Raw genomic sequence first — 14,218 nt, forward strand, 5'->3', positions numbered from 1 at the left:
GGAGGCCTATCCGGGACAAGCCAGTCCGGTTAGGAGATCACGCTTTAGGGAGGAAACGGGCATGACATCACAGGCCGGTTCCGGCGGTGCATCGACCGTTCCGGACGTCTTTGACCCGGGCGGCGGCGCCAATCTTACCCGTGTGCGCGCCTATAACGAGCGGCTGGTCATGTCGCTGGTGCGCCGTCACGGCAGCCTGTCGAAAGCCGATATTGCCAGGCGTTCCGGCCTGTCGGCGCAGACGGTCACCGTCATCATGCGGGCGCTGGAAAAGGACAATCTTCTGATCCGGGGTGAGCCCGTGCGCGGCCGTGTCGGCCAGCCATCGATCCCGATGCGGCTCAATCCGGATGCCGTCTATTCCTATGGCGTCAAGATCGGCCGGCGCAGCTGCGATCTCGTGCTGATGGATTTCGTCGGCAATATCCGCCTGCAGCTGCATCAGACCCATGCCTATCCGATGCCGGACGATATCCTGTCCTTCATCGTCGAGGGCATTCCGAAACTGGAAAAGATGCTGACGCCCGAACAGCGGACGCACATAGCCGGGGTTGGTATCGCCACCCCCTTTCAGCTCTGGAGCTGGGCTGAGGAAACCGGCGCGCCGCGCGAGGCGATGAACAGCTGGCGCGGTTTCGACCTGCGCGCCGAGGTGGCGGCGCAGACCCACCATCCCGTCCTGATGCAGAACGACGCCACCAGCGCCTGCGGCGCCGAGCTCATCTTCGGGGTCGGCTCTTCCTATCCGGATTTCATCTATTTCTACATCGGCTCGTTCATCGGCGGCGGCATCGTCCTGAATTCGGCGCTGTTTTCCGGCCGCACCGGAACGGCCGGCGCCGTCGGGCCGCTGCAGGTGTCGGACAGAAATGGCAAGCCGCAGCAGCTCCTGAAGATCGCCTCGATCTTCGTGCTCGAAAATCTGCTGCGCGAAAAAGGCATCGATCCGAAACCGCTCTGGTATTCGGCCGATGAATGGATCGATTTCGGCGAGCCGCTGGAAACATGGATACAGCTGACGGCGGCAGCCCTTGCGCAGGCCATCGTCTCTTCCGCCTCGATCATCGATTTCAGCGCGGCCGTCATCGACGGCGGCTTTCCGGGCTGGGTGCGCGAACGCATCGTTGCCGCGATCCGCACGGCGGCGGGTGAACTCGATCTCGAAGGCGTCATCCTGCCCGATATCATCGAGGGGGCCGTCGGCGCCCAGGCTCGCGCCATCGGCGGCGCCAGCCTGCCGCTGTTCTCGCGCTACCTCATCGACACCAATGTTCTTTTCAAGGAAACAGCCTGATGCTGAAAGGTCTGAACCCGCTCCTGAGCCCCGAGCTCCTGGCCACATTGCGCGCCATGGGGCATGGCGATGAAATTGCCCTGGTCGATGGCAATTATCCCGGCCTCGAACATGGCCGCCGGCTGATCCGGCTCGACGGGCACCATCTGATCCCGGTTCTTGATGCGATCCTGAGCGTCATGCCGATCGACGATTTCGTGCCGGAGGCGATCTTTCGCGCCACTGTGAAGCAGGATCGCGATGCGCTCGACCCGGTTCACGAGGAGATCATTGCGTGCTGCGCTCGATACGAACCGCAGCGTGCGGTAGCGCCGCTTCTCGGTCCCGATTTCTATCCGAGGGTTCGCGCTGCCCATACCGTCGTCCAGACCAGCGAACCACGGCTCTACGGCAATGTCATCCTGCGCAAGGGTGTCATCTATCCCTGATGCGCCTCGACACCGGAAATGAAAAAGCCCGCCGATTGCAACGATCGGCGGGCTTTTTCGTATCAAACACTCAGCAATCAGGCGCGCTTGGCATCAACCGAGAGGGCACCGGCACCGAAGGTGGCGACGAAGAGGAAGCCGCCTGCGATGGCAAGGTTCTTCATGAAGTGGATGTCGTTACCGGCAACCGAGAAATCACCGTGGCCGATAAACGCCGTGGCAACGCAAAAGAGCGCCAGGATATAGGCAACCGGGCGGGTAAAGAGGCCGACCAGGATGGCGAGGCCACCAAACAGCTCGACGACGGCGACGATGACGGCCGTCACCATCGGCAACGGCAGGCCCATGCTGCCGAAATAGCCGGCAGTGCCGCCAAGGGCGGTGATCTTGCCGTAACCGGCGACGATGAAGAGGATGGACAGGAGGACACGGGCGACGAGGAGGACTGCATTCTGCGGCATGGGAAGAAACTCCGGTTGGGTTCATTGTTGGCGACAGATTTATCAGCAATTCCGAATTCATCCAGCCCGCCGGCCGGAGACAGATCGTTCACAATCAGTAGACAGTTCGCGCATATCGTCAACCGGCCGCACGATGCGAGCCAAGGCAATCCCAGTTTTTAAGTGTTTTCTGTTGCAACACCGGGAAGACTGCGAGAAGAATTTCCACGGGGTTGTAATGATGATGCGGATGGGGATGCAGTATGAGTGACGTCAATAAAAGTCCCGCCTTCTGGCGTTCTTTCCCGATTTTCGAGGAGTTCGACAAGGAAACGCTTTCCGCCATTGCCGCACTTGCGACTTACCGCAAATGGACCGCCGGAGCGGTGATCTTCCAGCGGGGTGACGAGGGCAATTACATGATTGCTGTCCTTTCGGGGCGCATCAAACTGTCGCTGATCACACCGCAGGGCCGGGAGTTGCTTTTGCGCCATATCGAGGCGGGCGCCCTGTTCGGGGAAATGGCCATTCTCGACAGCCAGCCGCGTTCGGCCGACGCTACAGCGATCACGGCAACCGAAGGCTATGTCATCGGCAAGAAGGCCTTTCTCGATTTCATCACCCATACGCCGAACGCCGCCGAATCGATCATCCGCTATCTCTGCGCGCAGCTGCGCGATACGACGGACCGGCTGGAAACAATCGCGCTTTACGATCTGCATGCCCGGGTGGCGCGCTTCTTCCTCGCCACCTTGAAACAGATCCACGGAACGGAGCTGCCCGAAAGCGCCAATCTGCGGCTGACGCTCAGCCAATCGGATATTGCCGCCATTCTCGGCGCCAGCCGCCCCAAGGTGAACCGGGCCATTCTGGCGCTGGAGGAAAGTGCTGCAATCAAGCGGCTCGACGGCGTCATCACCTGCCATATCGGCCGCCTGCAGAAGATCGCGGAACCTGAAGAGGAATAGCTGTTGAAACGTTTCCGCCTGTCCCGGATCAGGCCGCTGTTTGCGGGCGCGGCGGCGAGCCTTGTGGGTGCCTTGCTGCTGTTCTTTACCGGCGGCGCAGCACTGGAAACGCAGCGGGAGCAGTTCTTCGATTCGCTTACCCAATGGCTTCCCGCACCGCAATCGGCAGAGATCGTCGTCATCGATGTCGATCGCAAGGCGATGCAGCAGGCGCCGGACCAGAGCTGGGGCCGATTGGAGACGGCCGATCTCCTGTCCAGGCTTTCGAAAGCCGGCGCCAAGGCTGCGGCCGTCGATTTCATCTTCTCCACGGCCTGCGACCCCGCAGACCCCGCCAATACCGCCCTGACACAGGCGATTTCCGGCCTGCCGGTCATTCTGGGTTTCCTGATTGCAGATGGCGGGCCCGAACATCCCGGCCCCGTACCGCCGGTTGCCGTGCGCAAACCGGTCAGCATTCCCGATCTCTGGTTCATCAACGGCGCCGAAGCCTCCTGCACCTTTCTGCAGACGGCCTCACGCTCGGCAGCGGCCGCCTTTCTGGTCGGCGACGAGGATGCCCGCATCCGCCGGGTCCAGGCCTTCTCGATCATCGGCAATGACGCCTATCCGGCATTGGGTCTTGAAGCCGCCCGGCTGGCTGCGGGCGGACACACGCCCATCCTTGGCGGGGAGCCCGCGTGGCTGAAGCTTGAGAGCCGGTTGATCGAACTGGACGCGGATGGCAGCCTGCGTTTTGCCGCAAGCCCGAGTGCTACGATCACGGCGCGCACCGTATCTGCAGGCGATGTGCTGAGCGGCGCGGTTGCGGGCGATCGCTTCAAGGACAAGACGGTGCTGATCGGCAGCAGCCTGCCGCATCTCGGCGGATTGCGCTCCACCGCCTCCATGCCGCTCGAACCCTCGGTGCAGATCCACGCCGATATCGCCAATGCCGTGCTCACCGGTTTCATTCCGCAACGGCATGCTAAGCTACCGCTGTTTGAAGCGGCACTGGCCCTGACCGGCGGCCTGCTGGTGGCTTTCGTCGCCACGCGCCTGCGGCCGGTCACATCGGTTGCGCTTGGGCTTCTTGCCATCTCCGCGACCATCGGCGCAGCAGCCGCCATCTATGCCGCGTCCGCCCTGCTGGTCGATGCCGTCGGCATCAGTCTGGTTTTGATGTTCGTGCTGATCGTGACCAGCACGCTGCAATTTGCCCGCGTCCGGCGGGCGGAATCGACTGCGCGCAGCAAGTTTTCACAATATTTGCCGCAATCCGTCGTCGCCCGCTATATCGACAATCCCGACGATGACCGTGTTGCCGGGGAGGAACGTCCGGTCACCGCCTTGTTTACCGATATCGAGGGTTTCTCAACCCTGTCGCAAAAGCTTGCGCCGCGCGATCTCGTGACCCTGCTCGATATCTATTATGCGGAGGTCAACGGGCTGGTCGCGCGGTATGGCGGCATGGTCGATAAGGTGGTCGGCGACGCCGTGCACGCCTTTTTCAATGCGCCGGAGGATTTGCACGATCACGTCAACAGGGCGATCGACTGCGCCGGGGCGATCCGGGCTCTGACGGAGGAAATGCGCCGCCGGCCGGGCTTTGCCGAACACCAGTTTGGCCGCACCCGCATCGGCATCGAGACGGGCATTGCGGTTCTCGGCGAAGTCGGCGCCGGTGGCAAGCTGGACTATACGGCGCATGGTGACTGCATCAATCTGGCCGCACGGCTGCAGGAGGCCAACAAGTTTCTCGGCACCGCCATCTGCATCGGCCCGCAGGCAGCCGTCGAAAGCGGCCGTATGTTGCGCTCGCTCGGCATGCACGACATTCGCGGCTTCGGCGAAATGGAATTGTTTACCAGCGAGATGTAGCGCCTTGTGCGGTCAGCGCTGCAGGCCGGCGCTGGCATAGGCCTCGACGATCCGGGCTTCCTTCCATTTGACGATCTCGTTCGGCGCTTCGCCGGGCCTCGCGATCTCGATGCCTTCGCCGGCGCCGACCAGCCGCTGGACGCCACCGGCATCGACCGAGACCTGGCCGTGTTCGACGAAGACGGCAAAGACGCCGCGATTGGGGCCTGCGAAAAATTTCGTGCCGCGCACGCCGATCATGCCGAACGTGGTGCGAAGCACCAGGTCGATCTTCGGAAGGCCCTCCGGCCGGTCGAACACCATCTGCCCCAGGCCAAGCTCCATCGTCCCGCCCTGGCCGGCAATGAAACTGTCGAGCAAAAGCTCCGTCTTGCTGCCCAAAAGGACGCGCGTATCGCCCACCAGCGCCAGATCGGCAAAACTGTCGCTGCCGGTCGCGACGAAATCATTGTCCATGATCTGCCCGCCGGTCGCCAATCCCTCCTGCTTTTTCGCCCGTTTGAGATTGACCTTGCCGCGCACGTCCGATGCCTTGCCGATCACCGTGGTGGCCTGAGCCGGTATTGCGGCAAGACCACCTGCAGCCAAAGCGCAGCTAACGACGAATGCCCGCCGTCCGATCAGGCCCGGCCGCAGCAGTTGAATGTCTGGCTTCATTGTCATTGCTCCCTCTTCTCACGATCCGGGTTCACACGATCCGGTCTTGGCGAATAATCGCTTTCGTCGGATGCCGCTCTTGCGGGCTCTGTCCCCGATCCTCCTGCCTGGCCGCAGCACTCCCTGTTTCTCAAGGAGCAGCCGCCGGCCGGCGTGCCCCATAAGGTGACACAAACGCCACGGAGAACACCATGAAAAACGAACCCAGCAAGCGCATTTCAGCCCTCAACGCCATTCTGCTTACCGCCGTCAGCCTGCTGTCCGTCGCGGCAATCACCATTCCCGAGGCGCGGGCAGCATCCTCCCTTTTGCCCTCGGACCAATGCGATGCGGAAGCCGGCAGCGAGCATGACCTGCAACGCAATCTGGCCTTTCGTCCCGTGGCGACCGACGATATCCGCATCGGCATTGCCCTTTCGGCTTGCCGCGAAGCCTACAACCAGGGCAGCGGCCCGCGCCAAACCTTTGAGCTTGCCCGCGTGCTCCATGCCGCCGGCCAGCGCGGCCAGGCCATGGCGATGCTGGAAGAGGCGGCCGCAGGCAATCATGCCATCGCGATGGTGAACTATGCCGTCATGCTCGGCGAACGCGGCGACCATGCTGCAGAATTCGCACTGTACCAGAGGGCCGCCGCCACGGGAAACATCCTTGCCGCCTTCAATCTCGGCGTCGCCTATCGCGACGGCACCGGCACACCGGCCAACGGCCCGCTCGCCGCCCAATGGTTCGAGCGGGCGTCGGTTGCCAGGGATAATCTCGGCGCCTTCAACCTCGCCGTCATGCTGGATGAAGGCAAACAGCTGCCGGAGGATAACGGCAAGGCCGCGCAGTTTTACCGGCTTGCCGCCGAACGCGGCAATGTCGATGCCATGATCAATCTCGCCATCATGCTGGAAACCGGGGAAGGCATGCCTGCCGACGCCGGCGCTGCCAGAGCAATGTTCACCCTGGCTGCCGGAAAAGGCGATGCCTTCGCTCAAGCCAAGATCGCGCAGGCACCGGCCGTCACCGCGATTGTCGAGCCCGATGAACAGGCAAGCCTTCTGCTGCCAAAGTCTGAGCGTGCGAAGTAAGCATTCCAGCCGGAATGCCCTGTGGGCGAATCCCGATCTCCCCCTTCTCCGCAGCGGGGAGAAGTGCCGAACGCAGTGAGGCGATGAGGGGGTCTTTCGGCACGTTCAGGGCGTCTGGCCCCCTCATCCGCCCTTCGGGCACCTTCTCCCCGCAGGGGAGAAGGGAAGGCTGCGGCCTTCCGCCTTTCCCCAATTCCATGCTACGTTCGCCGCATGACCCTTGCCGTTCCCACTGATGATTTCGACTGCCAGAGTTGTGGCGCCTGCTGCAGCTATTCGCAGGATTGGCCGCGTTTTTCGCTGGAGACGGATGCGGAGCTCGACCTTATCCCGCCGGAATATGTTTCGGCCGATCTCGGCGGCATGCGTTGCGAGGACAATCGTTGTCTGGCGCTCGACGGCAAGCTTGGCGTCCATGTCGGCTGCAAGATCTATGCGGTGCGCCCGATCGTCTGCCGCACCTGCATGCCCGGCGACGACGAATGTCTGATGGCGCGACACAAACTCTCGCAGAAAGTCCTTCTCTGACACCGGATCATCCGGCTCGATTTCGATATGCCCGCATGGTGTACGGTTTAAACAATCTGTTTCCGTGAAACATCCGGCATTTGGCTTATTTTCCCGGATAGCTATCCGGAGACCTCTGCCCTATTTTGCGCCCATCCATTCCGGGCCACGCCGCGTGCGCCCGACAGCTTCGAAAAGGGACGATTTCGATGAGCCTGCCGCAGCCACAAGACACCTCTGCACCATCAGCTCCCTTTGCCGATTTTGCGCCGCCGATCGCTACGCAGACAAAACTGCGCCAGGCAATCACCGCCGCTTACCGCCTGCCGGAAACCGAATGCCTGCCGCCGCTGGTCGCCGCCGCCACCCTGCCCGAGGATATCCGCGCCCGGGCCAAGACCACCGCACGCAAGCTGATCACCGCCTTGCGCGCCAAACACAAGGGCTCCGGCGTCGAAGGGCTGGTGCATGAATATTCGCTGTCGAGTCAGGAAGGCGTGGCGCTGATGTGCCTGGCCGAAGCTCTTTTGCGGATTCCCGACACGGCCACCCGCGATGCGCTGATCCGTGACAAGATTGCCGATGGCGACTGGCGCTCGCATATTGGCGGCGGCCGGTCCCTGTTCGTCAATGCCGCCACCTGGGGCCTCGTCGTCACCGGCAAGCTGACCTCCACCGTCAATGACCGCAGCCTCTCGGCAGCGCTGACGCGGCTGATCGCGCGCGCGGGCGAACCGGTGATCCGCCGTGGCGTCGACATGGCGATGCGGATGATGGGCGAACAGTTCGTCACCGGCGAAACCATCGACGAGGCGCTGAAGCGCTCGCGCCCGCTGGAGGCCAAGGGCTTCCGCTATTCCTACGACATGCTGGGCGAAGCCGCGACCACGGCCGCTGATGCCAAGCGCTACTATGCCGATTACGAAAATGCCATCCATGCGATCGGCAAGGCCTCCAACGGCCGCGGCATCTATGAAGGCCCCGGTATCTCGATCAAGCTCTCGGCGCTGCATCCGCGCTATGTCCGCGCCCAGAGCGCCCGCGTTATGGCTGAGCTGCTGCCCAAGGTGAAGGCGCTGGCGCTGATTGCCAAGAGCTACGACATCGGCCTCAATATAGACGCGGAAGAGGCAGACCGGCTGGAACTGTCGCTGGACCTGCTCGAAGCGCTGCGCCTCGATCCTGCCTTGTCGGGCTGGAACGGCATGGGCTTCGTCGTCCAGGCCTATGGCAAGCGCTGCCCGTTCGTTCTCGATTTCATCATCGATCTCGCCCGCCGCTCCGGTCACCGGATGATGGTGCGCCTCGTCAAGGGCGCCTATTGGGACGCCGAGATCAAGCGTGCCCAGATCGATGGCCTCGATGGTTTCCCGGTCTATACCCGCAAGATATACACCGACATTTCCTACATCGCCTGCGCCCGCAAATTGCTGGATGCGGCCGATGTGATCTTCCCACAGTTCGCCACGCACAATGCCCAGTCGCTGGCGGCGATCTACGAAATGGCCGGGCCCGACTTCAAGGTGGGAAAATACGAGTTCCAATGCCTGCATGGCATGGGCGAACCGCTCTATGACGAGGTTGTCGGCAAGGCCAATCTTGACCGCCCCTGCCGCATCTATGCGCCGGTTGGCACGCATGAGACGCTGCTTGCCTATCTCGTGCGCCGCCTGCTGGAAAACGGCGCCAATTCCTCCTTCGTCAACCGCATTGCCGATCCGGCCGTGTCGATCGACGAGCTGATCGCCGACCCTGTCGATACCGTGCGCGCCATGCCCGTCATGGGCGCCCAGCATGAACAGATCAAACTGCCTGTCGACCTTTATGCCGGCCGCAGCAATTCCGCAGGCCTCGATCTTTCCAACGAAACGTCTCTGGCCATGCTGTCGGAAGCACTGAAAGCGAGCGCTGCGATCGACTGGACGGCCGCACCGCATCTTTGCTCTGAAAAGCTGCGCGGCGAGAGCCGTCTTGTCCTCAATCCCGGCGATCACCGCGATGTCGTCGGCTCCGTTGTCGAGACCGCTGCTGACGATGCCCGCCGGGCTGTCGAGATCGCGCTCGCCGAGGGCGCCGGATGGAGTGCCGTTCCGCCCACCGAGCGCGCCCAATGCCTGGTACGCGCCGCCGACCTGATGCAGGCCAGCATGCCCAAGCTGCTTGGCCTGATCGTGCGCGAAGCCGGCAAGTCGCTGCCGAACGCGATTGCCGAGGTGCGCGAAGCCATCGACTTCCTGCGCTATTATGCCGAACAGGCAACCCGTACATTTGGTCCGGCCCATCAGGCGCTCGGCCCCATCGTCTGCATCAGCCCGTGGAATTTTCCGCTGGCCATCTTCTGCGGCCAGATCGCCGCAGCGCTGGTCGCCGGAAATCCGGTTCTGGCCAAGCCCGCCGAAGAAACCCCGCTGATCGCGGCCGAAGGCGTGCGCATCCTGCATGAGGCCGGCATCCCGCCGGAAGCGCTGCAACTGCTTCCGGGCGACGGCCGTGTCGGTGCAGCCCTGGTCGGCGCGCCGAATATTGCCGGCGTGATGTTCACCGGCTCGACCGAGGTCGCCCGGCTGATCCAGGCGCAGCTGGCTGAGCGGCTGTCCGCATCGGGCAAGCCGGTGCCGCTGATTGCCGAAACCGGCGGCCAGAACGCCATGATCGTTGACAGTTCGGCCCTTGCCGAACAGGTAGTTGGCGATGTCATTGCGTCCGCCTTCGACAGCGCCGGCCAGCGCTGCTCGGCGCTGCGCGTGCTCTGCCTGCAGGACGATGTTGCCGACCGCGTGCTCACCATGCTGAAGGGCGCGCTGCACGAGCTCGATATCGGCCGCACCGACCGCCTGGCTGTCGATGTCGGCCCGGTCATCACGGCGGAAGCCAAGGAGATCATCGAAAAGCATATCGACGCCATGCGCGGCATCGGCGCCAAGGTCGAGCAGATCGCGCTATCTCCAGCCACGGCAAACGGCACGTTCGTGCCGCCAACGATCATCGAGCTGAAGCAGCTTTCCGACCTCAAGCGCGAAGTCTTCGGCCCGGTCCTGCATGTGCTGCGCTACGAGCGCGACGATCTCGACCGGCTGATCGACGACATCAATGCCACCGGCTACGGCCTGACATTCGGGCTGCACACGCGCCTGGACGAGACCATTGCCCATGTCACCTCGCGGGTGAAGGCCGGCAATCTCTACGTCAACCGCAACATCATCGGCGCCGTCGTCGGCGTCCAGCCCTTTGGCGGGCGCGGCCTGTCGGGCACCGGTCCGAAAGCCGGCGGCCCGCTCTATCTCGGCCGTCTCGTCACCACGCCGCCGGTGCCGCCGCAGCACAGCTCGGTTCATACCGATCCAGTTCTGCTCGATTTCGCCAAGTGGCTGGATAGCAAGGGCCTGAGAACCCAGGCGCAGGACGCCCGCGAGACCGGCAGCCAGTCGGCGCTCGGCCTCACGACCGAGCTTGCCGGGCCGGTTGGCGAAATCAACCTCTACGCCCTGCATCCGCGCGGAAAGATCCTGCTGGTGCCGCAGACGGCCGATGGCCTTTACCGCCAGCTTGCCGCCGTATTCGCAACCGGCAATACGGCCGTGGTCGATACCACATCCGGCCTGAAGGAAGCTCTGGCATCGCTGCCGGCCACCGTTGCCGCCCGCGTGTCCTTCACGGCCGACTGGCGCATGGATGTGCCGTTTGCCGGCGCGCTGATCGAGGGCGAGGCGGAGCGCGTGCGCACCGTCAACAGGCAGATCGCCACCCTTCCCGGCCCGCTGGTTCTGGTCCAGGCCGCATCGACGGCCGAACTGTCCAAAAACCCGGATGCCTATTGCCTCAACTGGCTGTTGGAAGAAGTCTCGACCAGCATCAACACGGCAGCCGCCGGCGGAAATGCCAGCCTGATGTCGATCGGGTAAGGAAGGCTTGCGCTCCGGATGGGCCCGTTTCGAGCTTTCATCCGGGTGGCGCGGTTGGGTGCCGTCCCGTGGCGGCCTCAACCGTCCGGGAACTCCCGGTATTGCGGTAGACCATCGGTGATATCGTACCACGGCGCTTTCGAGCCGACGAAAATATGCGCGGTGGGCCGGATCGTGGGGGTATCGACCAGCGTGCCCATCGGCACATGGACATAGGCGCCTTCACGCACCACCGAATAGACCAGCGAACCGCAGGTGGCGCAATGCACGTCGTGCGCCTCATCGGGATTGCCGTAAACCAAAACCGCCTCATCGCCCTTCAAGACCCGCATCCGCTCCCGCGCGATCCCAGCAATCGGCTTGAACGCCGATCCGGTGGTGCGGCGGCAGTTGGAGCAATGGCAGTTCATCGCATATTCAAAAGCGTCCTCAACCTGATATTCGACAGCGCCGCAAAGGCACTTTCCGGTGAGCAGCAGGGGTCTTTCGGGCATGGCATGTCTCCGCATCGGCGAGCGACAGATTGGCCCGCGCCGGGAAAGACCACAACCAGATGATCGCAAAAAACCGGACAATAGCTGATTATGGACATCGAAACCGCCGCGCACTCCCTCTTCTCCCCAGCGGGGAGAAGGTGGCCCGGAGGGCCGGATGAGGGGGGCGAAGCCAACTCCACACACCCTGCCATCAGCTCCGGATATGCCGAACACCCCCCTCATCCTCCCTTCGGGCACCTTCTCCCCCAGGGGAGAAGGGGAACGGCCACCTGCCCGCTCAACCAAGGGAAGGCCCACTGGTAATTTGTCCCCGTTTCCGCCATATAGACCCCAAGAAACGATGGAAATGAATGTCATGAGCACTCCGGTCGAATTCGCTGTCATGAACGGGCTTGGCAACAAGATCCTGGTCGTCGATATGCGTGGGCGCCGGGACAAGGTGACGCCGGAGGCGGCCATCGCGATCAATGCGCATGCCGATACCCGGTTCGACCAGATCATGGCGATCCATGATCCGAAGGCCGAGGGCACCGACGCGTTTATCGACATCCTCAATTCCGACGGTTCAAAGGCGCAGGCCTGCGGCAACGGTACGCGCTGCGTCGTGCAGGCGCTTGCAGCCGAGACCGGCAAGAAGGCGTTCACCTTCCAGACCGTCGCCGGCATCCTGAATGCGCAGGAACATGCCGACGGGACCATTTCCGTCGATATGGGCACGCCCGTTTTTGCCTGGGACAAGATCCCGCTCTCGGAAGAATTCTACGATACCAGCCGCATCGAGCTGCAGATCGGCCCGATCGACGATCCGGTCCTGCATTCGCCCTCCGTCATGTCGATGGGCAATCCGCATGCAATCTTCTGGGTCGATCGCGATGTCATGTCGTTCGATCTCGAACGCTTCGGCCCGCTGCTCGAAAACCACCCGATGTTTCCCGAACGCGCCAATATCACCCTTGCGCAGGTCACCTCGCCCATGTCGGTGACGACCCGCACCTGGGAACGCGGCGCTGGCCTGACGCTCGCCTGCGGCTCGGCCGCCTGTTCTGCCGCAGTTTCGGCTGCCCGCACCGGCCGCACCGGCCGCAATGTCGCAATCACGGTCGCCAGCGCCACGCCGCCCGGCATCCTCACCATCGAATGGCGCGAGCGCGACGACCATGTCATCATGACCGGCCCGGCCGAATGGGAATGGTCCGGCACGGTCGATCCCACGACCGGTCTCTGGTTCCGCGACGACGAACCACGGGCGGAAAGTGCCGCGCTTTGAGCGGCGTCGATGTCATAACCTTCGGCTGCCGTCTCAACACCTATGAATCCGAAGTGATGCGGGCGCAGGCCGAAAAGGCGGGGCTGAACAATGCCATCCTCGTCAATACCTGCGCCGTGACCGGCGAGGCCGTGCGCCAGGCCCGCCAGGCGATCCGCCGGGCGCGCCGCGACAATCCGCATGCGCGCATCATCGTCACCGGCTGTGCCGCCCAGACCGAAAAGCAGACCTTTGCCGAAATGCCCGAGGTCGACGCCGTGCTCGGCAACGAGGACAAGCTGACGAGCGCCTCTTACCGCGCGTTGCCTGATTTCGGCGTATCGGCTGAGGAAAAACTGCGCGTCAACGATATCATGAGCGTGCGCGAAACGGCGCCGCAGATGGTCAAGCTGATCGAGGGCAATGTGCGCGCCTTCATCCAGGTGCAGAATGGTTGCGACCACCGCTGCACCTTCTGCATCATCCCCTATGGCCGTGGCAATTCCCGCTCCGTGCCGATGGGCGCCGTCGTCGATCAGGCGCGTAAACTGACGGATAGCGGCTACCGCGAGATCGTGCTGACCGGCGTCGATGCGACGAGCTATGGCGGCGACCTGCCGGGAACGCCATCGCTTGGGCTTCTGGCAAAGACATTGTTGAAACAGGTGCCGGATATCCTGCGCCTGCGCCTCTCCTCGATCGACAGCATCGAGGCGGACAGCCATTTGATGGACCTGATCGCGGATGAGCCGCGTTTCATGCCGCATCTGCACCTGTCGCTGCAGCATGGCGACGACATGATCCTGAAGCGGATGAAGCGCCGCCACTCAAGCGAGGATGCCCTGGCGTTCATTCGCGACGTGCGGCGGCTGCGTCCGGACGTAAGCTTTGGCGCCGACATGATCGCAGGCTTTCCGACCGAGACCGAAGAGATGTTTGACAATGCGATTGCGCTGGCCAAGGAGGCCAATATCGCCCATCTGCATGTCTTTCCCTATTCGCCGCGCGCAGGAACGCCCGCCGCCCGCATGCCGCAACTCGACCGCGCTTTGGTGAAAGAACGGGCCGCCCGGCTGCGCGCCACTGGACTTCAGCTGCAGCAGGCCCATCTTGACAGCATGATCGGAACGCAGCAAAGCCTGCTTGTCGAGAACAACGGCTTGGCACATACGGAAAATTTCACGCTTGCCGCCGTCCCCGGCCTGAAGCCGCGCGCTATCGTGCAGGCTCGGATTACCGGCCATGACGGCAAGCATCTCATGCTGGCAGCCCAAAATGGTGAAGCGGTTTTGGAGCGGCGGCAGGCATAGATACGGGATCTGAAGCGCTGCGCGCCTCAGTCATGC

Annotated in this window: 12 protein-coding genes; 9 read left to right on the top strand and 3 right to left on the bottom strand. The window is 63.1% G+C overall.

All coding sequences use genetic code 11. The features are described 5' to 3' along the window. The first annotated feature begins 61 nt into the window (after positions 1-61). The gene (locus PYR65_RS20280) at positions 62-1,294 is read left to right on the top strand and encodes an ROK family transcriptional regulator (protein ID WP_276119271.1); all 1,233 of its coding nucleotides are present in this window, start codon (positions 62-64) and stop codon (positions 1,292-1,294) included. Further along, positions 1,294-1,722: an RbsD/FucU family protein gene (locus PYR65_RS20285; protein WP_276119272.1), complete on the top strand. Its 429-nt coding sequence runs from the start codon at positions 1,294-1,296 to the stop codon at positions 1,720-1,722. The genes PYR65_RS20280 and PYR65_RS20285 overlap by 1 nt, the downstream gene beginning before the upstream one ends. Positions 1,723-1,799: 77 nt before the next feature. Here the strand turns inward: PYR65_RS20285 and PYR65_RS20290 are convergent, their stop codons facing one another. After that, positions 1,800-2,183 (bottom strand): DoxX family protein, encoded by a 384-nt coding sequence (locus tag PYR65_RS20290; protein WP_276119273.1) that lies wholly within the window; start codon positions 2,181-2,183, stop codon positions 1,800-1,802. Positions 2,184-2,425: 242 nt separating this feature from the next. Between PYR65_RS20290 and PYR65_RS20295 the strand changes: the two genes are divergently transcribed. Further along, positions 2,426-3,130, top strand: a complete 705-nt coding sequence (locus tag PYR65_RS20295) for a Crp/Fnr family transcriptional regulator (RefSeq protein WP_060636220.1) — start codon at positions 2,426-2,428, stop codon at positions 3,128-3,130. Between the two features lie 3 nt (positions 3,131-3,133). Then, a complete protein-coding gene (locus PYR65_RS20300; protein ID WP_276119274.1) occupies positions 3,134-4,990 on the top strand; it encodes a CHASE2 domain-containing protein in 1,857 nt (618 codons plus the stop codon). A 12-nt stretch (positions 4,991-5,002) separates the two neighbouring features. Here PYR65_RS20300 and PYR65_RS20305 read toward each other — a convergent pair whose 3' ends face one another. Further along, positions 5,003-5,626 carry a FecR family protein gene (locus tag PYR65_RS20305; RefSeq protein ID WP_060636267.1) on the bottom strand — a complete coding sequence of 208 codons (624 nt, stop codon included), beginning with the start codon at positions 5,624-5,626 and terminating at the stop codon, positions 5,003-5,005. Positions 5,627-5,838: 212 nt separating this feature from the next. On the opposite strand from PYR65_RS20305, the gene PYR65_RS20310 reads away from it, so the two are divergent. The 3 genes from PYR65_RS20310 to putA all read left to right on the top strand — a co-directional run bounded on the left by PYR65_RS20310 (position 5,839) and on the right by putA (position 11,129). Further along, positions 5,839-6,720, top strand: coding sequence for a tetratricopeptide repeat protein (locus PYR65_RS20310; protein WP_276119276.1), 882 nt, complete (start codon positions 5,839-5,841; stop codon positions 6,718-6,720). Positions 6,721-6,933: 213 nt separating this feature from the next. After that, positions 6,934-7,248, top strand: coding sequence for a YkgJ family cysteine cluster protein (locus tag PYR65_RS20315; protein WP_276119277.1), 315 nt, complete (start codon positions 6,934-6,936; stop codon positions 7,246-7,248). Positions 7,249-7,436: 188 nt separating this feature from the next. After that, entirely contained in the window at positions 7,437-11,129 is a 3,693-nt protein-coding gene (gene putA, locus PYR65_RS20320; RefSeq protein ID WP_276119278.1) for a trifunctional transcriptional regulator/proline dehydrogenase/L-glutamate gamma-semialdehyde dehydrogenase, read from the top strand. A gap of 77 nt (positions 11,130-11,206) precedes the next feature. On the opposite strand, the gene PYR65_RS20325 is transcribed toward putA, so the two are convergent. After that, the gene (locus PYR65_RS20325) at positions 11,207-11,623 is read right to left on the bottom strand and encodes a GFA family protein (protein ID WP_276119279.1); all 417 of its coding nucleotides are present in this window, start codon (positions 11,621-11,623) and stop codon (positions 11,207-11,209) included. A 358-nt stretch (positions 11,624-11,981) separates the two neighbouring features. Between PYR65_RS20325 and dapF the strand changes: the two genes are divergently transcribed. Then, positions 11,982-12,893 (top strand): diaminopimelate epimerase, encoded by a 912-nt coding sequence (gene dapF / locus PYR65_RS20330; protein WP_276119280.1) that lies wholly within the window; start codon positions 11,982-11,984, stop codon positions 12,891-12,893. Further along, entirely contained in the window at positions 12,890-14,182 is a 1,293-nt protein-coding gene (mtaB, locus tag PYR65_RS20335; protein ID WP_276119281.1) for a tRNA (N(6)-L-threonylcarbamoyladenosine(37)-C(2))-methylthiotransferase MtaB, read from the top strand. The genes dapF and mtaB overlap by 4 nt, the downstream gene beginning before the upstream one ends. Positions 14,183-14,218: the final 36 nt, after the last annotated feature.

It is taken from the genome of Pararhizobium qamdonense, from assembly GCF_029277445.1.
In the GTDB taxonomy this organism is placed as follows: domain Bacteria; phylum Pseudomonadota; class Alphaproteobacteria; order Rhizobiales; family Rhizobiaceae; genus Pararhizobium; species Pararhizobium qamdonense.